We start from the raw sequence: 23,118 nt of genomic DNA, 5'->3' as shown, positions 1-23,118 counted from the left end.
CAATGGCTGATGCTACTCGTCGATAGCCATTTTAACGCGTGGAGGTCTTCGATGTGTTCTACGGTTACGGTAAACACTTACTGATTAACGATAGTCATCAGTTGTCGTTTTTCAAAAAGTGATTACCGGCAGTAAACACAAAATGAGCACCAGACGCTACACCAACTTGGTCTGTTTCGTCATCATCGGTAACAAGCCGTTTCTGAATAGCCTACCGCTTGCGCGACTTTTAGTTTTTGCGCATTAGACAAGCCATCAACATTCAAGACAACACCCGCAGGGTTCCCGACTTTACCATTTTCAGTAAAGGAACTTACCAATGCAACATCGATATTCATCAATAGTCTCTTTTCGATTTTTTGGCCAATGTGTTAGGTATTACTCAGGATGAATTCAGTGGCACTAAAATTACATTTAAAAGAAAATGCTTTTGGAGTCTCGCCATTACTCCGTAGATATTCTAATTTTTCTACCGCCTCTTCAAGTGAAGGGATGTGACCTACTGGAATCCACCATAAAACATAAGTATCTTCGGGAATTTCAAAAAACCACTCTTTTTTACGACTAAGGAAGTCTTTATGGTGAGTTCTAAACATAAAGTTCTTCAACGCATCGACCGAATCCCACACTGACATATTTACGATAATATTCGGATCTGAAAAAGCTTGAATTTCAGTAGCATTTCCACTGTCGTCCTTTAATCGCCAAATAAAGCCGCTGCTTGATTCTGCTATACGATTAACAGGGTCTAAATTATCTACGAATTCTTTAATCTCAGTAGATTCTAAAGAATACTTTGCTTTGGCAATATTTAATTGTGCAAGATGCATATGAGTTCTCTTTGATGTCTACTAAGTTCAGGTGCAGCATATCGTCTTGGATAATAGGCGGACGTATCAATTTTAGCGAGCGTCTAGTTATGTGATTTCTATAACCCCCTCTAATGTTTCGCGCAACACCAACATTTCTTGCCTACAACCCTGCAGATTATAACTTACAGAATGAGCATTCATAAACCCATGAAGATACAAAACTAGTCTACATTTTATGGTGCTGTTGCAGCCTAACTTATCCATTAGTTCTTTCACTGAAAAATACAATTCTGATGCTGGGAATATAAGGGTAGTACGAAATGATGGTTAGTTCTTCCAAAAATGTTGGAAACGATGATGCTCTTCATAAACAGAAGTGACAGTCCTTGTAGCGATAAAAGTTACGACCAACCAAACTATGACTACACTATACACAAGTGCTAAAGCGAAATTGGCATTAGCAATGTTTGGGGGACTCGCTAACCGTGTATTCAATCTACGTTAAAGCACCCTTGTAGTTTATCCATTAATACAACAAGTTGCTTCGCTTCAGTTTTCGACATGCCATCCAATTTACATAACATTTGCGCAGGCACATCAAGCGCTTTCAGCTTGGCATTTTCACCTGCTTTCGACAACACAACTCGGCGTACACGCTTATCATGCTCATCTTTGACCACACCCAATAACCCTTTTTGCTCTAGCTTTTTAAGGATCAGTGTCATAGCGCCGCCGTCTATCACGGTTTTAGCGAGTAGCTCGGCAATGGTCACATTAGACTGCTCCCACAAAGCCATCATCACTACATACTGTGGGTAGGTAATATCAAGGCTTTTCAGCAGTGGACGATAGGCGCGAGTAAACGCATTAGATAGCGTGTAAAACCGATGGCACAACTGGCTTTCTAACTTGAGCGAATCGGGCCTAAGTGCTTCTGATGAAAGCGCTTCAGCCCCGCAGTCGTCGGGCATATATTCATCAAGCCTAGCGTTATCAGACATGAGTGCTCCTAAAAGGGTGTAAAGGGTATGATTAATATTTTGCATGCAAAAGACTTGATCTACAAGCCGCATTAGTGTTAATTTATTTTGCATGCAAAATAAATTTGCATTTCTTATTCATTATTTATGTTCAACAGAATGCTCACTATGAGCAAGGCAAACGAGGATTTATACAATGCACACACTTCAACAGGTGGTTTATACCGGTACAGCAACTGCAACAGGTGGTCGTGAAGGTACAGCAAAATCAAGTGACGGAAACTTAGATGTAGCCCTTTCAACACCAAAAGCATTAGGTGGAGCGGGTGGCAGTGGTACTAACCCAGAGCAAATGTTTGCAGCGGGCTATTCAGCGTGTTTCATTGGTGCGCTCAAGCATGTAGCTGCTGCGGAAAAAATCAAATTGGGCAGCGATATTAGTGTAACTGGCGATGTATCTATTGGGCCCATCGAAGTAGGCTTTGCTATTGCAGTAAAACTGAATGTCGACTTAGGTGATATGGAGAAATCTGCAGCAGAAAGCCTAGTGGCAAAAGCGCATCAAGTTTGCCCCTACTCAAATGCCACTCGTGGCAATATTGATGTGCAAATTTCAGTAGCCTAAAACGTCTACTACTTGCTTCCTCCTTACTCCCTTTCTCACCGAATTATCGCACTGCAATTTACAGGTGAGGGAGGGCGTGAATCGTCAATTTAACTTTTGGTGTCGTTGCTTGTCGTTTTTGGGCTTAAGCAATAGGGTACTTCTTTGTTATTATGGAAAAGACAGAAAAAATAACTGGAAGTATTATGAAGAATATAGGCTGGGTAGCCATTTGTGCGCCAATATTGTTTGCGTGTAGCGAACAACCCTCACAAGAAACTAAAACACCATCTGCGGTTTCTGATAGCGCCGATAGCAAAGTAGCTGCACAGAGCGCAGTATCTAAAGTTGATGTGGTTAGTGAAATTGAAGCGGGTAAAGATTACCACTCATTCGCGAATCCATCAGAAGTGCGAGTCACTCACTTAGATTTAGACTTAACGGCAGATTTTGAAACGTCAAAATTATCCGGTAGTGCTACGCTATCGGTTGAACGCAGCGCGCCTAGCTTTAACACGGTTGTTCTTGATACTCGTGCACTGGATATTACATCGGTAACGGTAAACGGCGATGCAGTGCCTTTTACTATGGGCGACGCCGATCCTGAACTTGGTACGCCGCTATCTGTTGAGTTGCCTGAAGGTGCTGATAAGCTAACTATCGTCTATTCAACGTCGCCTGAGGCGTCGGGTGTACAGTGGTTAACGCCAGCGCAAACTGCCGGAAAACAACATCCTTTCTTGTTTACCCAAGCGCAAGCTATGCATGCGAGAAGCTTTATACCGCTACAGGATTCTCCTCAAGTACGGGTAACCTACACTGCCACTATTCATACGCCTGAAGACTTATTGGCAGTGATGAGTGCTTCAAACGACCCCACCACTGCTCGCGATGGTGAATACGCGTTTACTATGCCGCAGCCTGTACCGTCTTACTTAATTGCATTGGCAATTGGTGATTTGAAATTTAAGCCAATGGGCAAGCGCACGGGCGTTTATGCTGAACCTAGCGTATTAGATGCCGCGGCAAAAGAATTCGAAGATACTGAAGCCATGTTAGAAGTCACGGAAAAAAACTATGGTCCGTATCAATGGGATCGCTACGACCTACTGATTTTACCGCCTTCTTTCCCGTTTGGTGGTATGGAAAACCCACGCTTATCGTTTATTACGCCTACCGTCATCGCTGGCGATAAAAGCTTAGTATCGCTTATTGCTCATGAGCTGGCACACAGCTGGTCGGGCAATACGGTTACCAATGCTACGTGGCGCGACTTGTGGCTAAACGAAGGTTTTACCACTTATTTAACTTACCGCATTATGGAAATGATATACGGCCACGACCGATTTAAAAAAGAAGCGGTGTTGGGGTATCAAGATTTACAAAACGATATACAGGCCCTAAACGAAGAAGATGAAATTTTAGCTATAGACCTTCGCGGCAGAAACCCAGACGATGTTTTCTCAAATATCCCTTACGAAAAAGGTGCGCTCTTTTTACGCGAAATTGAAAACAAAATCGGACGTGGAAATTTCGATGCGTTTTTAATGCAGTACTTTGAAGACTTCGCGTTTAAGAGTATTACCACCGATACGTTCTTGGCCTATTTGGATGAAACCTTATTGGTGCAATACCCAGATAAGCTGAGTAAAGTTCGTATTCACAAATGGGTTTTTGAACCTGGAATTCCTGAAGGTGCGCCAGTACCTGAATCGGATGCCTTTGATAAAATTGATACTACTCGCAGTGCTTGGTTAGGAGGCGACGAAGAAGCGGTAAATATAGATACAGAACTATGGACTGTGCATGAGTGGCTATATTTCTTGAACAATATGCCAAATGAACTATCAGCAAAGCAATTAGCTGCATTAGATACCGCATTCTCGTTAACCACCACGCAAAATAACGAAATAGCCCACAGTTGGTTGATGATTGCGGTGGCAAATGAATACAAACCAGCCTACGACAGATTGTACGAGTACCTTGTTAACATTGGCCGTAATAAATTGGTTAAACCGCTGTATCGCGAGTTATCGAAAACCCCAGAAGGTAAAGCATTTGCTAAACGTGCCTTTGAACAAGCGAGGCCGGGTTATCACCCGTTAACCATAAGAGCCAACGAGGGCTTTGTGGAATAAAAGCGATCTTTACAAGCCTTAAGGCGTAGAACTAATTAGGTATTATTGGTAGCACTAGCGGGATGGTTAGCGCTACTGATAACTGATATTACCGATGTAATTGGTTCATGTAGCTAATACGCAATTAAGGAGACTGTATGTATACGCAAAAACTACAACCTGATTCCTCATTTCCCGATGTGCAGGTAACACTGAGCACTGGTGAGGCCGTTTCATTAAGCAACAAACGTGAAGGTTGCGATTGGAAGATGGTGGTTGTTTACCGTGGTAAGCACTGTCCAATTTGTACCAAGTATCTAAACGCGCTTGAAGACTACAAAGGGCGTTTGTTAGCGCTAGGCGTTGATGTAATCGCGGTATCTGCTGACAGTCAATCTCAGTTGAATGAGCATCTTGAAGACTTATCGATTACGTTCCCTATTGCTTCGGGTTTAAGCGAAGATGATATGAAAGGGTTAGGTTTGTATATTTCTGTGCCTCGCAGCGAAAAGGAAACCGACCATAATTTCGCTGAGCCTGCCTTGTTTATTTTAAATCAAAACAACACAATTCAAATCAGTGAGTTGGCGAATGCACCTTTTGTACGCCCTGATTTAGAACAGCTGGTATCCGGATTGGAATTTATTCGCGACCCAGAAAATGATTACCCAATTCGCGGCACCTTTAACGGATAGTTAATATCGCCGCTATATGGAATGTTTAAGAACAAAAAGCCCGCTGAGCGGGCTTTTTAATGCTCGTCATAAATTCTCGTTACATATTTTAGATAAGTGCTGGGATTACCAACAATGATTAGTCATTGTCAGAGCGCGTTAAACTAATAGCCATGGCAGCAGTTTTTTCTTGAAACTCGTCGATGGCGTGACTTGGCAATTGCACATCAACGGTAACGTGCTGTGCATAGTTACACCTAACTACCTTGCCCGAAAATTGTTCGCATAAATGCCGGATAAATTGCTCGTGCTTAAAATCGATATTAATAGAGACATCATAAAGACGCACTTCTTCTCGCGTGGGAAGTTGTTCCATAGCTTGCTGCGCCGAGGCTGAGTAAGCTCGCACTAAACCACCTGCACCCAACTTAATACCGCCAAAGTAGCGGGTAACAATCACCATGACATCGCCCACACCTTTGTGCTGTAAAACATTAAGAATGGGTTTTCCGGCTGTGCCACTTGGTTCGCCGTCGTCGGCCATTGCTGCGCTGGATGGGGAATGGGGATTACCAAGTAAATACGCCCAACAATGATGGCGAGCATCTGGGTATTGTTGCTTTACATTTGCGAGGTGTGCCATAGCGGCTTCGCGGCTATCGGCGAAAGCGGCAAAGGCAATAAACTTACTTTTTTTAATCTCGTACAGGGTTTCAATCTGTTGAGCGGGGACGGGATACGACATCACGTCATTGTAACTGAATTTCGCGTTAGGCTAAATACAGGTACAACAACGTTTTGTGTTTTACTACTTTACTAGAAACTACTTTACATTAACGTAGAATGCCTGAAACCGTTTCCGATACGTTTGTCGCACCTTTAAGGATTTCATCCATCACACCCTGTACTTGGGTGATTTGCTGACTGTTAAGGTCTACGTTGTCCTTCACTACTGCCATTTTGCTCGTCGATTTATTCGCAAGTTTGCGGTTTTCAGCCACTACAGATTCAATTTCTACTGTTGAATCACTAGTACGCTGTGCAAGTTGACGAACTTCATCAGCAACTACGGCGAAGCCACGACCTTGCTCGCCTGCGCGGGCCGCTTCAATAGCAGCATTCAGTGCAAGAAGGTTGGTCTGATCGGCAATTCCGCTAATTGTGGTTACGATAGTTTCAATTTTCAGCGATTGCTCACTGAGTTCGTGCATTAACTTATTAGTTTGATCAACTTCGTCTAACGCAACTTGGAATACATCAATACTACGTTGAAGAGAAGAGGCGCCATCTGAGGCAATTTGCGACGTTTCTTCTGCGGTAGATACAGCAAGCTCGGCGGCTTGCGCAATAGCATGCTTTTCTTGAACCTGGGCGGTAACATCTGAAGCAAACTTAATTACCTTCACCACTTTTCCCGCGCCATCAAAAACGGGGTTGTACGTTGCTTCGAGCCATAAAGTTTCTCTATCAGCGTTGATACGCTCAAAACTTCCCGAAGAGAATTGACCACTTGCTAGGTTTTGCCAAAACTGTGGGTTGTTCTGATAAAAGTCGTCTTTACAGAACATGCGATGGTGTTTACCTTTGATCTCATCAAGACTGTATTTAACGGTCGCGGTAAAGTTTTCATTGGCAGTAACAATGGTGCCATCTGGTTCAAACTCGATAACGGCCATCGATTTGTTAAGTGCGTCGGTAATAGACTTTCCAGAAAATAGTGCATTTTCTTGCTCGGTAACATCATGATAAACAGCATGAATTTCAACGCCGTTATTATTTACCACATTTACATAGCTGGCATTCAGCCACTTTGTTTCGCCGGTCTCTGCTTTCATCGCAACGGTATTCGTGTAAGATTCTCCATTTACCAACGACTGCCAAAATATACGATAATCGTTATCACTCTGAATACCTGGGACACGAAGATCTTTGTGGTTGAAAGAAGTCGTAGCCGTATTGGGGCGCGCTAAAATATTTAAAAGCGGAGACGATGCAAACAGACAATCTCCTCTTTCTGAATAAACCGCGTACGCAAGGTTATCTTTCAATGCACTTAGCGTAGCTGCTAAGCTGGCGTTCTCATCCGTGAGTGAAGCAACTTCCTTATTATATCGTGAACTGGATACAAACATGATGGCTCCGTTAATCTCTAATAAAGTACGGAGAGTATAGAACGGTTAATTTTAAAACGCGTTTAGACAATAGATGAAATTAGTACTTTTTTGGGTATGTCATTTAATAACTAAACGTTCAAAATTACTATTTTTTTATACTTGAACACTTTTTATCCATTTTTAACTGCATTTTAGAGTCAACTTACATGAAAATTCTTCACACCTCAGATTGGCACTTAGGCCAAAGTTTCTTTACTAAAAGTCGCAAGAATGAACATGAGCAATTTTTTAAGTGGCTGCTTGGGGTGGTTGATCAAGAAAATATAGATGCTGTTGTTGTGGCCGGTGATATTTTTGACACTGGTACACCGCCAAGTTACGCACGGGAGCTGTATCATCAACTAGTGGGTGATTTTCAGGGTATGGGATGCACTTTAGTGGTATTAGGGGGCAATCATGACTCGGTGTCGGTATTAAATGAAAGCAGGGAGTTACTGTCTTACCTAAACTGCCATGTTATTGCTAGCACCTATGGCGATAGCGAAGCGCAAGTACTGCCTTTACACACCAGGGGTGGGGAAATAGGCGCAATACTGTGTGCTGTGCCTTTTATCCGTGCTCGGGATGTTTTAAGAAGCGAAGCAGGAGAATCGGCAATTGAAAAACGTCAGGCGCTGGGCGAGGCTATAAAGCAGCACTACGTCAACCTTTTTCAGATTGCGTTAGATAAACGCAAGGAATTGCATGTAGAAGTGCCAATTATTGCCACTGGACACTTAACGGCTTTAGGGGTGAGTGAAAGTGAAAGTGTGCGCGACATTTATATAGGAACACTAGAGGGTTTTTCAGCCGAAGGGTTTCCTCCGGCAGATTATATTGCGCTTGGCCACATTCACCGACCCCAAAAAGTGGCAGGGTGCGACCATATTCGATATTCTGGCTCGCCTCTTCCGTTAAGCTTCGATGAACTAAAGTCACAAAAACAAGTATTGATAGCCACGTTCGAAAACAAAACATTAGTGCAGGTAGAAAGTAAACCTATTCCCCGCTTTCAAGCGATGGCAGTTTTACGAGGTAACTTAGAGGATATTGAGCTTGCCTTAAAGCAAAACGAGGTAATGCAAGCCGCAAGCGCAGAGCACCCTGCATGGCTGTGTATTGAAGTAGAAACCCAAGATTACTTAACCGACCTACAGCAGCGTATTCAAGCATTAATAGATGACAAGCCCGCGGAAATTTTGCAATTAAAGCGAATGCGTAAACAAAGAGCCAGCGCTATTTCAGCAGAAAATAAGGTTAACTTAAGTGAGTTGTCTGTGCATGAGGTTTTTGATGCAAGATTGTCACTGGAAGCGTTTGAGTCTGACGACGACCAACAACGCAAACAGCGAATACAAACCTTGTTCGAGCAGGTGGTAGACGATGTGCAGTTATCACATAAGGGCAATGAAGCCGCAGATAATGCCAATGCTACCGATGTGAACAGCGCTATTGATGAAAAGCAAAATAACGCACCTGTTAATACCTCACCTGCAAGTGAGGGGAACCTATGAAAATTCTTACCCTTAGGCTCAAAAATCTAAATGCTTTAAAAGGGGAGTGGAAGATAGATTTCACCCAGTCTCCTTTCATCGACAACGGTTTGTTTGCCATTACCGGCCCAACAGGGGCAGGCAAAACTACATTGCTTGATGCTATTTGTTTAGCGCTTTATCACCAAACGCCGCGCTTGGGCACTATTTCGACTACCTCGAACGATATTATGACCCGTGGTACGTCAGAGTGCTTAGCTGAAGTTGAATTCGATATAAAGGGCAAAGCGTATCGCGCGTTTTGGAGTATGCGGCGCGCTAGAGGGAAGGCTGATGGTAATTTGCAGTCTGCTGACGTGGAATTAGCAGAAGTAGAATCTGGCAAAGTGTTGGCCACCCAAGTCAGACCCAAGTGTGAAGAGATTGAACGCCTGACGGGTCTTAACTTTGCGCGCTTTACAAAATCAATGATGCTCTCCCAAGGCGACTTCGCGGCCTTTCTAAATGCAAACGAAGGCGATAGGGCTGAATTATTAGAAGAGCTTACTGGCACAGAAATTTATGGTCAGTTATCTCAAGCGATTCATGAGAAATATAAGGCAGCAGAAACCACAAAACGGGAATTCAAGCTAAAACTGGAAGGCGTAGCATTACTCAGTGAAGCGCAACATAGCGAACTTAGTTCGCAGCTGGACCAATTTAAAACCCAGCTACTTACTGTAAATACCGAGATTGTCTCGCTACGAGAACAGTTGCAATGGCAACAGGCGTGTGAGCAAAATCAACAAGAGCTTACTAAGGCGAACGCGGCATTAGTTGAAGCAAATAACATTTTCGAGCAGGCAAAAGGCGAACTAGCGCTATTAGTTGCTGGTGAGCCGGCGGAATTGCTTCGCTTACCCCACTTGGCTCTTAGTCAGCTAAGTGACGATGTGCAGCGTATTGCCAACAATCTCAGCCTGAAACAACAGCAACTGCCAGGTTTAGAAAGCCAGCAACAAACTCGGCAGGCCGAATTTGAAAGCAGTGAGGCGAACTTTACCAAAGCAAGAGCCGACCAGCAGCGTATTGAAACCCTGATTAACGAACAAATCATTCCGATTGATACTGAAATCAATAAGCTTACCAATCGCATTGAGACAAACCAGCAGTCGCTAGCTGATGCGAAAATAAAGCAGGGCCGAGCGCAAGAAAGCCAGCAAGCATACTCTGATGAACTTGAAGGTAAAAAGCGCACGCTGGATGAGTTAACCACCTACCTTAATGTTCATGCGGCAAATGGTAAGATGGCAGGCGAAATCAGTGGCTGGAAAGAAAAAGCGGCTCGATTTAGCGATGACGAAAGTACGCTAGCGGAAATAACCAAGAAAATAACCGCAACGCAGCAGCTTAAAGACGGTGCCGTGGCCGATTTAGCTGAGAAACAACACGCCAAAACTAATGTGGTGGCGTTACATCAACAAAGCGCAGATAACGTTTCACTGTGTGAATCTAGCCTCAATCAACTCCTTAGTAATGGTGATACAGCCAGCGTTAATGCAGATATCGCAGTGCTTAATAATAACTGGCCTGTTCTTGCGTCGTGCGAACAATGGCAGCGGCTTTATATCAATCATAAAAATAGCCATACTGAAAAGTCTGAAAGACTAACGTCATTGTTATCCAATATTGAAACCCTTGAACAAGAGCGGGCAGAGTTAGTGGCTAGTTATAAAGCCACGCACAGCCATTTAAAAGACGTTGAATCGTTAATTAAGTTAGATGCTGAGCTTGCACATTTACGCCAAACGCTCTCACAAGGCGAGGCATGCCCCTTGTGCGGTGCCACTGAGCACGATGCTTCTTTGATGAATATTGATGTGCCTGAAACCATTGCCAAGCGCGACGAACTAACCCGCTCACTTGAGAATATAGAGAAACTAGGTACGCAAAAGCGAGAGCAAATCAACACCGCCGAGTTCGAAAAACAGCAGTGCGAGAAGGTGATCGCAGAAGCACTCGCAGCCTTTTCTCAACTTGAAGCCGACTGGCAAGGGGCAATGACGTCTTTGAAGGCTAGCGTTGTTATTTCAGATGTTGAGTCTTTTCACCAGCTTCAGCTGAACTGCAAAGCACGTCAATCTCGCTTAAACGCCCAGCTTAGCAATATACGCGCTAGCGAGGAAAAATTAGCCGAAGCCAAAAATAAGACGCTTTTGCATCAGCAGCAAATAGAATCAATAAACAGTGAGATGGCGCTTTTAACGGCAAAAGTCTCGCAACTAGAAGGGCAACTAGACGACTTCCACACGACTAAATCTAGTATTGAGACCGCACTTGCCCATAATCGCCGCACGCTTATTGATGAGATTGAAAGCGTGGGTTTAACACCGGGTGCCAATATGGCTGAGTGGCTTGCTCAAAAACATAAAGATGTGGAAGCGTTTCAAGAGAAAACTCGTCTGCACAGTACCTTGTCTCACGAGTTAAAAGCCCTTAAAGATAAAGTGGTTGAGCAAAGTGAAATTAAAGCGGCTGCAGATAAAGAAGCCCAATTATACAATACACGTATTCAAGAAATTGAAGCCCAGCGTGAAGCGCAACGTGCTAAACGTCATGATTTGTTCCCCCAAGGGGATATTGGCGCTGCTAGACGTGAAATTCAGCACACCCTATCAGCAAAAGAGCAGCGCTATAAAGAATGTGACACTGCCCTTCGCGAGGTGCAACGAGCGTTAGAAAATACTACCGCCCAACTAAAAATACTCACTGCAGAGTTAGAAGAAAAACAACAAGCCAAGGAAGCAAAGCAAGTCGAATTCGATTCCGCATTAAGCCAAAGCCCGTTTGCTGATGAAACCGAATTTTTAAGTGCATTATTGCCCTATGAAGAACGCCAGCGTTTACTTCAAAGGAAGCAATTAATTGAGCGTGAGCAGCAGAATGCGCAGTTGTTATTAAATACCGCCACGCAAAAGCACAGCACTTTACTAGCACATGAACACGCCACGAAATGGCAACAATCGACTGCAGAAGCGACACAGGCAAGTTTGAATGAGAAAGATGATGAAAAAGATCGGTTACTGGCACAACAAGGGCAACTATCTCAACAGTTAGAGAGTAATAGGCAGGCGATTGAAAAACAGCAAAGCTTAATCAATGAAATGCGTGAGTTTGAAACATCGTATGATGATATTGCTTATTTGCACTCTCTTATTGGCTCAGCCAGCGGCGATAAATTTAGACGATTTGCACAAGGCTTAACGCTAGATAATTTAGTTCGTTTAGCCAATCAACAACTCGATAGGTTGCACGGGCGTTACCAGCTTACCCGCAACACAAAAGACAGTTTAGGTTTGAGTGTATTAGACACGTGGCAGGGGGATGTGGTGCGCGATACTAAAACCCTATCGGGAGGCGAAAGCTTTCTGGTGAGTTTAGCGTTAGCGCTGGCCTTGTCTGATTTAGTGAGTTTTAAAACGAGCATAGATTCTCTTTTCCTTGATGAGGGCTTTGGTACGCTAGATGCCGAAACTTTAGATGTTGCCTTAGATGCATTAGATAACCTAAATGCTAGCGGTAAAATGATTGGTGTTATTAGCCACATAGAAGCGATGAAAGAGCGTATTCCTACCCAGCTTAAAGTGATAAAGCGAAATGGCGTAGGATTAAGCGCGCTGGAAAAACGTTACTCTGCGACAGAAAATTGACGGATATTTGGCAGGTTCTATTTTTTGAAGCTACACTAAAAATAGCCTTTAATGGACTATCGCATACAACACGGCGGTTTTAGAGGTGATGCCGACTAATCTGTGTTGTAATTTTAACGGCGCATATTGTTTAGTCAGGGTGAAGTTTATAAGGTAATTCCATGCAAATTGGATCTTGCATCAGTACAGATTGTTGGGGGCGAGTAACCTTCCATGTGCGACCTGAATGTAAGAAGGTCAGTAAAATTACTGATGGCAGTTTTGTGCATTTTTATCAGTGAGAGTGTGTTCGCGTCGTGCGTTATAACCTCACCATTAAACAGCAAAGTGGGCACACCTATTCCAATGGTGAAAGGCGAGCAGCGTTTAACACTAAGCTGTGATTTAGCACACCCGCATATATTCCATTTTCCCCGCAACTTCATTAATAAATCCGAGCTGTATCGGTTAGAGGTTGATGCTTCTGTAACCGGTACCTTAGAAACCCAGCGTTCAGCAGCACCTACTTTAACCCAGCCAATCGAACTGCCGAGCGCGCGGCACGCCTATATGCTTCCCACTGGCGCAGCGTCTTACTACTTAGATATAGAAGCCCAGTTTGATAGGGCGCTGTACCCCAGTATATCCTCAGTGCCTGATTTCTACGCATTTAATACCATACATACGTTAACACTGAGTGCATTTGCAGGCTTCTGCTTTGCCTTAGCAATTTATGTTGGGGTGCTGGGCAATAGCATGCGAAGTCTTGGGTTCTATTCCTACAGTTTCTACGTGGCGAGTGCGGCCATCTTTTTCTTGTTGCAGGAAGGGGTAATTTACACCTTATTACCCAATGTGCAGTGGTTAAATAGCATTCAGCTAAGTGTATTTTTTGCCGGGCTGACCATCTTTGCTTCTTTGCGATTTTTAGATCAATTGCTCGATTTTAAGGCGTTGCTAAAAAAGTGGCAAAGAAGCGCACTGCACTATTTATCGCTAATCATATTAGTTTTGGTGAGCGTTCAGTTAGTGTTAAGTAGTGATGTAAGCATGATGATAAACAAGGTCATGTCGAAACTAACTCTGGTTATCATGGCTGGTATTTTATCAGCCATACTTTATGCGGCTTATCATAAAGTACACTGCGCAAAGTTAGTATTATTGGGGGTGTCGATAATAATGGTTGCTATGCTGGCTAGGTTCTATTTGAAAGACTTCAGTCCGTTCCTTCAGCGCTATGGGCTTATCATAGCAGTAACAATAGAAGCGTTAATTTTTGCTTTCGCTGCAGCGCAAAAAGTGAAAAAGCTTGATAATGACAGGATGGCAGCATTTAAGCGTGCCGCTACGGATCCGCTGTGCCATATTCTCAATCGCGACGGGTGGCAAGGGGCGGCAAAAGTACTCTTGGATGACTTTAATCGACACGGTGGTTACATCACCTTAATGTTTATTGATGTGGACAATTTCAAGCGAATTAATGACTCATTTGGGCATCAATCAGGCGATGATGTACTGCGTATTTTGGCTAAAATTCTCAAACGCCAATGTCGCGAACGAGATGTGGTAGGTAGGTTAGGCGGCGATGAGTTTGTGGTGTTAAGTTATTGCCACAGCCGTAGTCAGTCTGAACGGTTGGTGGGGCGAATTAAAGCGCGCTTAAGTAACCTAACTATTCAAACGCCTAATGCTCAAATTCCCGTTACGGCGAGTGTAGGCGGAGTGATAACTGATACGTCGTGCAAGAACTTAGATGCCTTGCTTCAAGAGGCTGACCGCCTAATGTATGAACAAAAGAAAGCGCACCACACTAAAGTATCACAGCCCATCTAACACTATCCAATATCAAGAGGGCGCTAACTTAATGAGCACTGGCTTATTGAACTGGCCTCTTCAAATAATACAATGGTGTTTCACATTAGGCTTATATACCTTTAAGCATTCTCACTAACATCAAAAGCGGTAACCTAATAATTGAATGTCTTTTGCGAAGTGGTTATCCACTAAGCGCTTTAGATCATCCGTGTAATACCCTTGATAGCGGCTTCTGTCTGTTGCTTTACGTTTATGGGGAAGTATCGATGTGGGAATGGACAAGTGCGAACAGATAGCATCAAAGTCTTCCTGTAAATTTTCGTAGTGTCCGATAAAATCAGTTAACAAATTGCCTTGTAAATCGACAAGATAATCGCTTTGCAATTGTAGTGATGTGTCTATGTGGTATTGATATGGACGCTCAGGATTAAATTTCCATCGCATAAAGCGCTCGAAGGTATCATGACCTTTCATCACTTGAGGCCGTTCGCGTTTAATATGATGGTAGGAGCTTACTTGCAAGTCCCAAGGGTTTCTCACCACTGAAAACTTATACAATCCATGAAAGTATTCTTCAGGTAGCATTTCTTTTGCCGCAATAATGCGAGAATGGCGGGGAAAGCGGCTACCAATCTTGTGACCACAAAACTGACTCACTTTATTACTGATAAATTGTGCTATGGCGTAGCGGTGTCCCCAGCGATACTGTGAAAGTGCCTCTCGAATACTCGTGCCCCCTGTTTTGGCAATATGTACAAAGAGAAACTGTTTATTATGAGAAAGTAGCACCGGATAAATTCCTTGTTGAAGCTGATTTTAGGTATCAATACAGTCTGGCGGTTAATTTTGACAACTAGATGGATGTCTGAGCCATACCTAATTGGGAAAAAAGTTGGAGTAAAAGTTGAAATAAGAGGTGGGTCAAAAGGTGGTGAAAAAGATGGATCAAAAGACGGAATAAACGACACAAAATGACGAGATCGGATGGCTTTTGCTTTTTGTTGGTAGAGAGTAAAGCTATGATAAAATGCGGTTAAGTGAAGCGTTGATAAACTAACGGCGGCGCCAAGTGCAAGCTGATAAATGGCTTTACTTAGCACTCCTTATTGCCACTGATAGTAGCATGAAAATGGAACGTAAAATTAAATGGTAGATCAGAGTTTTTATATTGGTGTGGATGGCGGCGGTACTCACTGCAGAGTGCAGTTAGAGGATGAGCAAGGTAACGTATTGAGCTGCGCCGAATCCGGTTCCGCCAATATCATGACCAATCCTGTTGTCGCAATGCAGTCAATTATCGATGCTAGTGAAAAAGCCATTAGCGCTGCGAGTGAGCCTACAAACTCAGCAATCAAGCTCAATCAAATACACCTTGCCGCAGGGCTTGCTGGCGCAAATATTCCCAGCGCATTAAAACAGTTTCTCAGTTTAGCGCACCCCTTCAAAGCGGTAACGGTCATTAGTGATTTGCATGCAGCCTGTCTTGGTGCTCATAACGGCTATGCCGGTGCATTAATTATTTGCGGCACTGGGTCGGCGGCTACGGTTTTTACTGGCGCTGGTACCAGTACTCAAGCGCACGATTTTAAAGACAAGGGCGGTTATGGGCTGCCAATTAGCGACAATGCCAGTGGCGGTTGGTTAGGCCATGAGGCGGTTAAACACAGCTTTTTGGTGTTTGATGAACTTATTCCTCAAAGCCTCTTGTTTGCATCTGTCTGCGACAATTTATCCGTGTCAAACGCACACCAGCTGGTAACAAAAGTGGCGGACTTTAGAGGTAAAGAGTTCGGTGCACTAGCCCCTAGTGTGGTGAAGGCTTATGAAAGAGGTTGCTTGGCAGCCGGGGTACTTATTCAACAAGGTGCTAGCTACCTCAACGCTGTTGGTCAAACACTCACCTGCAAGACATCTAATGGGAAGACACCTAACGAGAAGGCATCTAATAAAAAAGCATTCACCAATAATCAAGATTTGCCCATCTGTTTAGTGGGTGGGCTAAGCCATGTATATCAGCCGTTGTTAAGTGCTGATATTCAATCAAAATTAATTACGCCCAAATCGTCACCCGAAGTCGGGGTTATTCAATACGCAAAACAAAAGGCAGCACTGGCTTAATGCAAACAATTACAGCACACAAAGTACTGACCAACGCAGGCATTCAGTTAAATAAAACGCTGTGTATAGAACAGGGCGTGATTCAAAACATTCGAGATGCCACAAAGGAAGAGCTTGCAGAAAAGTACGCAGGTACGCTTATTCCTGGGTACATCGATACACAGGTGAATGGTGGCGGGGGAATACTGTTTAATCATACGCCTACGTACGATGCACTAAAAACCATGGCGAATGCGCATTTGCAGTTCGGCACTACCAGTATGTTGCCTACGCTTATTACCGATAATGCGACGACTATGGCTAAGGCCGCTGATGCGGTAAGTGAAGCCATTGCCAACAATCATCCTAATATTGATGGTATTCATTATGAAGGACCATTTTTAAGCACCGCGAAAAAAGGGGTGCATGAAGAAAGCTTTATTCGTACGCCACATGATAGTGAGCTGGCGACTTTGTGCCGAAAGGATATTGGTAAGGTACTGTTAACGGTGGCGCCTGAAAGTGTGAGCCTTAGTTTTATAAAAGAAATGGTGGCAGAAGGAGTAGTGGTTGCATTAGGGCACACCAATGCTAGCTTCGAAAAAGTGAGCGATGCGCTTAACGCTGGGGCGAGTGGTTTCACCCATTTGTACAATGCAATGTCAGCGTTTACTTCGCGCGCGCCAGGCGCGGTGGGGGCAGCGTTGTTGTTTGATAGCGCTTATTGTGGGTTAATTGTGGATCATCATCATGTTCACCCTAAAAGTGCTGAGTTGGCCATAAAGGTTAAAGGCAAAGAAAAATTAATGCTGGTGACCGATGCTATGGCGCATGTGGGGAGCAATTTAAACACGCTTGCATTCTTTAATACCGAAATTAGGCGCAGTGGCAATAAACTCACCACCCCTGATGGCACATTGGCCGGTTCATGCTTAGATATGCATGGGGCAGTAGTAAATACCTGTAAAGATTTAGGCGTAAGCTTACCCCAAGCAAGTGCAATGGCCAGCAGTACGCCTGCAACCTTTATGGGTATGCAGAAAACACTAGGCAGTATCGCAGCAGGGCAATATGCGAATGTATTATTAGTAGATGACACTATTAAGTTAGCCAAGATTTGGGTAAAAGGAAGGCTTCAATAACCCAAGCTTCAAGCGTATATTACCCCAGTGTGCTGTGGATCAGCGTTCTGAGACTGTCTTCTCGGTGATTCAAAACTATTGAATTTTCTGGAGCGTAACATGACCTACCGCGTTGCTATTGCCATTTCAGGCGCCGTTTCTTTGGGCTCTTATGAAGCGGGTACGCTTTATGAAATTATCAAAGCGCTAAAAGAACATAACGAAAACCCTGCCAATCCAAAAATTGAGATAGATGTACTTACTGGCGCTAGTGCTGGTGGCATGACCGCCGCAATGATAGCGCAGAAACTTTTGTACGATGGCGACGCCTTATCGGGCGAAAATACCAATGTTGGTTACGAAGCATGGGTGAAGTCGGTTGATATCAATGGATTGTTAACGCCCTTGCCGGGGGACAATGCCAAAAATTCATTGCTCTCGAATGGCTTTGTAAAAACCATTGCTGATAAGCTCATTAATAGTCGATACGTAAAATCACCAACGTATAACGCTTCACCAGCACCTAACTCTCCACCAGCACAAATAGAAACACCGCTAGTTCAAACGCCCCATGTTGCCAGCGCGACCTCTATCAGATTGGGGCTGGCCATGTCTAACCTCAATGGCGTCGATTACGAGGTAGATACCTTCGCCTATTTAACGGAAACCTTGGGGCAAGGAAAGTTCACCCAAACGCGCCATCAAGACAGGTATACCGCTACACTGGACAACACAACAGATAACCAGGCTATTTGGAACGAGATCAGTTCCGCGGCACGAGGATGTGGCGCCTTCCCTGTGGCGTTCTCGCCTGTGTCACTCACCCGAAGTTGGCTGCATGGCGATTACAGTGGTCGCGGCGCTGTAAAATTTGAAGACAGTACCTTTAGCTTTATGGATGGAGGCGCGTTTAATAATTACCCTTTGGGGATGGCAGTATCATTGGCTGAACAAAACGATACAAACTATACCGATTATGAAAATCGGTTTTACTTTTACATTTCTCCTAATCCTAGGGAGAGTGCTGCCAATCCAGAATTTGATGCGACTACAGCATCCTTTGCACAAAGTGCCAAGCAAATGCTTAATAGCGTGTACCTTCAAAGCGGGTTTCAAGAGTGGTTACTGCAAGAGCAAGATAACGAAAAGGTCCTTAGGTTAGATCATCAAGCCGACACCTTACGTGAAAAATTGTACAGCGCTACCAGCGATGAGGTGTTCGCAGAGCAAGCCATTATAGATTCAATGATCACCGTGGTGTATGGTGGAAATACTATTGAATATGCCGCCGATGTTGCCCGACTCGCTACACAATATCGCGTTGATGTGGAAACAAAACCACTTCCACCAAGTCACTTTAAGCTATGGGTAGACACCATTGCGTTGTTAGAGCATGCCGCGGGGTTAGGCCCAACCAATTTAAAAACCATTTATACCATTACAGCCAAAAAAGACGAGCTTAGTGGTGAGTTGCTAGGCGCATTTTTAGGCTTCTTTGATGAACGCTTTCGCCAATATGATTACGAACGGGGTAGATTAAATGCGATGCTGACCATTAATGGTATTTTAGATAAGCAGCGCGATGAAGGCGTAATTCAAAAGCAACTGCCGCTGAACATCGAAAAGCGTGATTATTACAGTATTCAGCAGTTTTTAGATTCATCGCATTTAAATCATGCGTCTATGGCTGATGTGAAATACGAAAATAGAGCGCTGGCGTACAAGCGAGTTAAAGCGCGCTTTTTTGCATTTACGAAAGACGCAGGTATAGCAAGTATTGCCCGTTTTTTCGCATGGAATTTTATTGTTAGAAAAACAGTAAAAAAGGTATTGGTGTTGTAGAGTTTAAAGCCCCCCATATTAAAAAGCCCAGCAAGGTAAATTTACCATGCGGGGCTTTAGCAATATCATTGACTACTTTAAGGGTTACTTGCCTTCGCTATGCGCTAAGAACTCTTCGTATTTACCTTCAAAGTGGTTAAGCTTGTTATCTTTTATTTCGATAATCTGCGTGGCCAGTGATGACACAAACTCGCGGTCGTGACTTACAAAAATAACCGTGCCGTCGAATTTATAAAGGCCATTGTTCAGCGCTTCAATAGATTCCATATCTAAGTGGTTAGTAGGTTCGTCCATCACCAATACGTTGATGTCTTGTAGCATTAGCTTGCCGAATAACAAGCGGTTCTTCTCACCACCAGAACATACTGCAACTTTCTTGTTAAAGTCGTCTGAGCTAAACAATAAGCGGCCTAACATGCCACGAACTTGTAAGTCGTCATGCTTTGGCAAGCGCCACTGGCTCATCCAATCAAACAAGCTTAAATCGCAATCGAAGTCTTTGGTGCTATCTTGTGGAATATAACCAATAGCGGCATTTTCAGCCCATTTTATTGTACCGTGCTCAGGCGATAATTCATCAACTAAACATTTTAAGAGGGTAGTTTTACCCGCGCCGTTTTCACCAATGATAGCAAGGCGAGAGCCTGCTTCTAACAATAAGTTAGCGTTGTTAAATAACGGAAGATCAGGGTAGCCATGACCTACATCTTCTAGCGTAATGGCTAAGCGGTGAAGTTTTTTGTGTTGTTCAAACACAATATAAGGCTTGCGACGGCTAGATGCTTTAACTTCAGCTAATTCAATTTTTTCTAAGCGCTTAGCCCGAGAGGTCGCCTGCTTCGCTTTAGAGGCGTTAGCAGAGAAACGCGCTACGAAGCCTTGAAGTTCTTCAATTTCAGCAGATTTCTTTGCATTCTCATTAAGTAACTGCTCTTGAACCAACATTGACGCTTCAATGAATGCATCGTAGTTGCCTGGATAAACGCGTAACTCGCCGTAATCGATATCAGCCATGTGAGTACATACTGAGTTTAAGAAGTGGCGGTCATGCGAGATAATCAGCATGGTGGATTTACGTTTGTTTAGTTCATCAGCTAACCACGTAATGGTGTAAATATCCAAGTTGTTGGTAGGTTCGTCAAGAAGCAAAATGTCTGGGTCGGCAAACAAAGCTTGTGCCAATAAAACACGTACTTTTTTACCTGGCGCCACTTCTTTCATTAAACCAAAATGGTAGTGCTCTTCAATACCTGCTGCGTTCAAGATGTCGCCAGCGCGGGCTTCTGCGGTGTAGCCATCCATTTCAGCAAATTGGGTTTCTAAGTCGGCAACGCGCATACCGTCTTCTTCGCTCATATCAGCTTTGCTGTAAATCTCGTCACGCTCTTTTTTGACGTCCCACAATTCACGGTCGCCCATAATCACGGCATCAACTACGCTGAATTCTTCGAACGCGAATTGGTCTTGGCTTAAGATACCGAGTTTGGTACCCGGTGCCATAGACACGTTACCGGCACTTGGCGTTAACTTACCACTCAAAATTTTCATGAAGGTAGACTTGCCGCAACCGTTTGCGCCGATAAGGCCATAGCGGTTACCGTTACCAAATTTGGCAGAGATATTTTCAAACAAGGGTGCAGAACCAAACTGCATGGTGATATTGGCGGTGGTAATCAAAACAGGTATCCAGCGGGTAAATCAGAAGAAAAGATAGCTTGGTAGTTAACGCAAAAAAATGCGTTTTGTACGAGTAAGCTTTGGGCGCGCACTATAAGGAATTACGACCGCTGTGTCGAGGAAATTTTGAGCTATTGGCCGTATCTTCACAAATTTGTAGTGAACTGCTTATTTGCCATTAATCACTTCTACACACCTTTCACGATAATTTCAGTGCTGTCGGTAGCAAGGGCTGCGTTATGAAGCAGCGATAGAAAATCCGCAAGTAAGTGTTGCAGTTCGGTTGAATTAGGTGTTTTACAGGCGTTAAATCCTTCCTCATTAATGCTGCTGGTATACCATTTTTCGCGCCCTGCAATATTGGCAAATGCACCTGCATTTCTTAATTTATAATAATCGTAAGCAAGTACTAGTGCAGGCAGCGATGCAACTTCATCAGGTATAGTGTTTGCCCCCACGGAGCACATAGCGTCGTTGAAGACCTCACCAACAGTATGGCTTTTTATAAAAGTAGCCAGCACCTTTGGCCACTCCTTTCCTACGTAGCGCTGTCGCACCACTTCTTTCAAATGTGCTTCGGTAAACGCAAGATAGTCTTCTGAGGCAAGAATGCTTTTATTCCACAATGGCTGACCATGTCGTTGACGTTGTTGCCACTCTTTAAAATAAATAGGAAATAGCATGTCAAACTGGGCGACCTCCTTTTGAAGAACGGTTTCCACGATGGCTTCATGGTGTGGATTGAGCGTTACAATGCTATAACCGGGCTGATAAGCGGCTAGCGAAGGCACCTGAATATTCACTAGCCCTTTATGGTTTGCGGGCACGGCAATGTCATATAAATGCATGTGGCCTGCCATGTGTAGTTTCAGCCCCGTCGCGTCAAGCGCGTCGGTGGTTGAGGGAAGCGGCATTCGTTTTAGTTGATTTGAGGTTTTGCCAAAAAGATTTTCCAATTGTGGTTGGGTATTGTCATAAAAGTCGGCCATAGGGAAATGGCTAAAGGCGATAAGCCTTTTGTTTTCAGCCTTTGCTCGCTCAACCACGCTTTTTATCCATTGCAGCAACTGGGGCTTGTAGGTCAGCAGCGCGTTGTAGCCGGCGTTACCAGAGCCCTTAAAATTACGTTCAGCATATTTCCCCTTAGGAACATACACATTGGCATCAATGGCCAATAACCACACGTCTTTAATAGGCTCTACTAAGTAACTGGCGTCTGGCATAAAAATACACGACGTTTTGTCGCACCACTGCCAACCACGCTGCTCAAATTCAGCACTACTAAAGGGCGTTTCGTACAACACGTCCTGTGCGTGCCCTGAAAAACCGTGGCTTTTGAGTGTTTGCATAATGTCGTGATAACCCCATTCCCGAATATCATTCATGCAAAACCATGCTTGGTTGCTTATACACCGAGTATGGTCTGGGCTATAAATAGCCACTTCCTTACCATCGGCAGCAAGAAAATTGGGCTTACCACCGGGCCGTCCAAAAGGGCGAACGGGGTCGTGGTTACCGGTAATGGCGAAAAAACGCATGCCGTAGCGCGTGTTATATTCATCTAAAATACGGGCAAGCGCTTTCACATTTGCAGGTTGCCCATCGTCAGAAAAATCCCCAGGCAGCGCAACCAGTTTAATTCCGCGCTTAGCAATATCATCTAGTGCTGCACGAAATACAAAGAAGTTTTCATTGAATAATCGGGTTGAGGTTAATTGTGCTTGCATGCTGCGCATAAGCAACGGGGATTGAGTTTCTGGTGCTTTAGGGAAGCTATTTGCCAGATTAGCTCTTTGTAAATCAGTGTCGCCACCACCTGATATTGGTGCGGCATAAATGTCGTGTAAGTGAACATCGGCAAGAAAGGCGATCTGCGTACCTTGAGATTTTTGATTCAAATTTTGCGAGGTACTTTCACTTACTGAGGGATGGGAGTTTGTTGCATCGCAATTATTAAGCGCACACACCATCAGCATCAACCCTACGCATTTTGTAGCATTGATAGTTGCCCCAAATAGCCCTGTCTGCTTTTGATAATATTGGTTCATGTTCACCTCATTTTTCT

17 protein-coding genes and 1 pseudogene are annotated in these 23,118 nt (G+C 44.0%); 9 read left to right on the top strand and 9 right to left on the bottom strand.

Annotation, left to right across the window (positions count from 1 at the left end; genetic code table 11):
* Positions 1 to 182 precede the first annotated feature (182 nt).
* From JKP82_RS05525 to JKP82_RS05515, 3 genes are all read right to left on the bottom strand, one after another.
* Positions 183 to 338: a PhzF family phenazine biosynthesis protein gene (locus tag JKP82_RS05525; RefSeq protein ID WP_201299237.1), complete on the bottom strand. Its 156-nt coding sequence runs from the start codon at positions 336 to 338 to the stop codon at positions 183 to 185.
* Positions 339 to 371: 33 nt separating this feature from the next.
* A complete protein-coding gene (locus tag JKP82_RS05520; protein WP_159528978.1) occupies positions 372 to 830 on the bottom strand; it encodes a DUF3291 domain-containing protein in 459 nt (152 codons plus the stop codon).
* Positions 831 to 1,303: 473 nt separating this feature from the next.
* Positions 1,304 to 1,783, bottom strand: a complete 480-nt coding sequence (locus JKP82_RS05515) for a MarR family winged helix-turn-helix transcriptional regulator (protein WP_218396283.1) — start codon at positions 1,781 to 1,783, stop codon at positions 1,304 to 1,306.
* A gap of 205 nt (positions 1,784 to 1,988) precedes the next feature.
* Between JKP82_RS05515 and JKP82_RS05510 the strand changes: the two genes are divergently transcribed.
* From JKP82_RS05510 to JKP82_RS05500, 3 genes are all read left to right on the top strand, one after another.
* Positions 1,989 to 2,417, top strand: coding sequence for an organic hydroperoxide resistance protein (locus tag JKP82_RS05510; RefSeq protein WP_218396153.1), 429 nt, complete (start codon positions 1,989 to 1,991; stop codon positions 2,415 to 2,417).
* 185 nt (positions 2,418 to 2,602) lie between these two features.
* Positions 2,603 to 4,534, top strand: coding sequence for a M1 family metallopeptidase (locus JKP82_RS05505; RefSeq protein WP_218396151.1), 1,932 nt, complete (start codon positions 2,603 to 2,605; stop codon positions 4,532 to 4,534).
* A 137-nt stretch (positions 4,535 to 4,671) separates the two neighbouring features.
* Complete coding sequence (locus tag JKP82_RS05500) at positions 4,672 to 5,208, top strand: peroxiredoxin-like family protein (RefSeq protein ID WP_159528984.1); 537 nt, start codon at positions 4,672 to 4,674, stop codon at positions 5,206 to 5,208.
* Between the two features lie 118 nt (positions 5,209 to 5,326).
* Here the strand turns inward: JKP82_RS05500 and JKP82_RS05495 are convergent, their stop codons facing one another.
* From JKP82_RS05495 to JKP82_RS21040, 3 genes and pseudogenes are all read right to left on the bottom strand, one after another.
* Positions 5,327 to 5,932, bottom strand: a complete 606-nt coding sequence (locus JKP82_RS05495; protein ID WP_159528986.1) for a YigZ family protein — start codon at positions 5,930 to 5,932, stop codon at positions 5,327 to 5,329.
* 88 nt (positions 5,933 to 6,020) lie between these two features.
* Entirely contained in the window at positions 6,021 to 6,368 is a 348-nt protein-coding gene (locus JKP82_RS21045; RefSeq protein ID WP_373996585.1) for a methyl-accepting chemotaxis protein, read from the bottom strand.
* Between the two features lie 183 nt (positions 6,369 to 6,551).
* Positions 6,552 to 6,863 (bottom strand): annotated as a pseudogene (locus JKP82_RS21040) (PAS domain-containing protein); the annotation flags it as partial.
* 644 nt (positions 6,864 to 7,507) lie between these two features.
* Here JKP82_RS21040 and sbcD point away from each other — a divergent pair.
* The 3 genes from sbcD (at position 7,508) to JKP82_RS05475 (ending at position 14,334) form a co-directional block, all read left to right on the top strand.
* Positions 7,508 to 8,854: an exonuclease subunit SbcD gene (sbcD, locus tag JKP82_RS05485; RefSeq protein ID WP_218396148.1), complete on the top strand. Its 1,347-nt coding sequence runs from the start codon at positions 7,508 to 7,510 to the stop codon at positions 8,852 to 8,854.
* Positions 8,851 to 12,522 carry an AAA family ATPase gene (locus JKP82_RS05480; RefSeq protein WP_218396146.1) on the top strand — a complete coding sequence of 1,224 codons (3,672 nt, stop codon included), beginning with the start codon at positions 8,851 to 8,853 and terminating at the stop codon, positions 12,520 to 12,522. The genes sbcD and JKP82_RS05480 overlap by 4 nt, the downstream gene beginning before the upstream one ends.
* Positions 12,523 to 12,774: 252 nt before the next feature.
* Complete coding sequence (locus tag JKP82_RS05475) at positions 12,775 to 14,334, top strand: sensor domain-containing diguanylate cyclase (RefSeq protein WP_159528994.1); 1,560 nt, start codon at positions 12,775 to 12,777, stop codon at positions 14,332 to 14,334.
* 120 nt (positions 14,335 to 14,454) lie between these two features.
* On the opposite strand, the gene JKP82_RS05470 is transcribed toward JKP82_RS05475, so the two are convergent.
* Entirely contained in the window at positions 14,455 to 15,105 is a 651-nt protein-coding gene (locus JKP82_RS05470; protein WP_159528996.1) for a sulfotransferase family 2 domain-containing protein, read from the bottom strand.
* Between the two features lie 357 nt (positions 15,106 to 15,462).
* Between JKP82_RS05470 and JKP82_RS05465 the strand changes: the two genes are divergently transcribed.
* The 3 genes from JKP82_RS05465 (at position 15,463) to JKP82_RS05455 (ending at position 19,376) form a co-directional block, all read left to right on the top strand.
* Complete coding sequence (locus tag JKP82_RS05465; RefSeq protein WP_218396143.1) at positions 15,463 to 16,434, top strand: glucosamine kinase nucleotide-binding domain-containing protein; 972 nt, start codon at positions 15,463 to 15,465, stop codon at positions 16,432 to 16,434.
* On the top strand, positions 16,434 to 17,555 hold the full coding sequence (gene nagA / locus JKP82_RS05460; RefSeq protein ID WP_159529000.1) for an N-acetylglucosamine-6-phosphate deacetylase: 1,122 nt from the start codon (positions 16,434 to 16,436) through the stop codon (positions 17,553 to 17,555). The genes JKP82_RS05465 and nagA overlap by 1 nt, the downstream gene beginning before the upstream one ends.
* 99 nt (positions 17,556 to 17,654) lie before the next feature.
* Positions 17,655 to 19,376, top strand: a complete 1,722-nt coding sequence (locus tag JKP82_RS05455; RefSeq protein ID WP_218396142.1) for a patatin-like phospholipase family protein — start codon at positions 17,655 to 17,657, stop codon at positions 19,374 to 19,376.
* An 84-nt stretch (positions 19,377 to 19,460) separates the two neighbouring features.
* On the opposite strand, the gene JKP82_RS05450 is transcribed toward JKP82_RS05455, so the two are convergent.
* Positions 19,461 to 21,053: an ABC-F family ATPase gene (locus tag JKP82_RS05450; RefSeq protein WP_218396140.1), complete on the bottom strand. Its 1,593-nt coding sequence runs from the start codon at positions 21,051 to 21,053 to the stop codon at positions 19,461 to 19,463.
* Positions 21,054 to 21,241: 188 nt separating this feature from the next.
* Positions 21,242 to 23,101, bottom strand: coding sequence for a metallophosphoesterase family protein (locus JKP82_RS05445; protein ID WP_218396138.1), 1,860 nt, complete (start codon positions 23,099 to 23,101; stop codon positions 21,242 to 21,244).
* Positions 23,102 to 23,118 lie beyond the last annotated feature (17 nt).

The organism is Alteromonas lipotrueae (assembly GCF_019249215.1).
Lineage (GTDB): Bacteria > Pseudomonadota > Gammaproteobacteria > Enterobacterales > Alteromonadaceae > Alteromonas > Alteromonas lipotrueae.
The sequence above is the reverse complement of the archived record's forward strand: the minus strand, read 5'-3'. Positions and strand labels throughout refer to the sequence as shown.

What these genes read in the sequence shown, in the direction of transcription:
- sbcD (WP_218396148.1), top strand. Translation starts at nt 7,508, where the DNA reads ATGAAAATTCTTCACACCTCAGATTGGCACTTAGGCCAAAGTTTCTTT.
- JKP82_RS05475 (WP_159528994.1), top strand. Translation starts at nt 12,775, where the DNA reads ATGGCAGTTTTGTGCATTTTTATCAGTGAGAGTGTGTTCGCGTCGTGC.
- JKP82_RS05515 (WP_218396283.1), bottom strand. Translation starts at nt 1,783, where the DNA reads ATGCCCGACGACTGCGGGGCTGAAGCGCTTTCATCAGAAGCACTTAGG.
- JKP82_RS05520 (WP_159528978.1), bottom strand. Translation starts at nt 830, where the DNA reads ATGCATCTTGCACAATTAAATATTGCCAAAGCAAAGTATTCTTTAGAA.
- JKP82_RS05510 (WP_218396153.1), top strand. Translation starts at nt 1,989, where the DNA reads ATGCACACACTTCAACAGGTGGTTTATACCGGTACAGCAACTGCAACA.
- JKP82_RS05495 (WP_159528986.1), bottom strand. Translation starts at nt 5,932, where the DNA reads ATGTCGTATCCCGTCCCCGCTCAACAGATTGAAACCCTGTACGAGATT.
- JKP82_RS05445 (WP_218396138.1), bottom strand. Translation starts at nt 23,101, where the DNA reads ATGAACCAATATTATCAAAAGCAGACAGGGCTATTTGGGGCAACTATC.
- JKP82_RS05480 (WP_218396146.1), top strand. Translation starts at nt 8,851, where the DNA reads ATGAAAATTCTTACCCTTAGGCTCAAAAATCTAAATGCTTTAAAAGGG.
- nagA (WP_159529000.1), top strand. Translation starts at nt 16,434, where the DNA reads ATGCAAACAATTACAGCACACAAAGTACTGACCAACGCAGGCATTCAG.
- JKP82_RS05525 (WP_201299237.1), bottom strand. Translation starts at nt 338, where the DNA reads ATGAATATCGATGTTGCATTGGTAAGTTCCTTTACTGAAAATGGTAAA.
- JKP82_RS05465 (WP_218396143.1), top strand. Translation starts at nt 15,463, where the DNA reads ATGGTAGATCAGAGTTTTTATATTGGTGTGGATGGCGGCGGTACTCAC.
- JKP82_RS05455 (WP_218396142.1), top strand. Translation starts at nt 17,655, where the DNA reads ATGACCTACCGCGTTGCTATTGCCATTTCAGGCGCCGTTTCTTTGGGC.
- JKP82_RS05500 (WP_159528984.1), top strand. Translation starts at nt 4,672, where the DNA reads ATGTATACGCAAAAACTACAACCTGATTCCTCATTTCCCGATGTGCAG.
- JKP82_RS05505 (WP_218396151.1), top strand. Translation starts at nt 2,603, where the DNA reads ATGAAGAATATAGGCTGGGTAGCCATTTGTGCGCCAATATTGTTTGCG.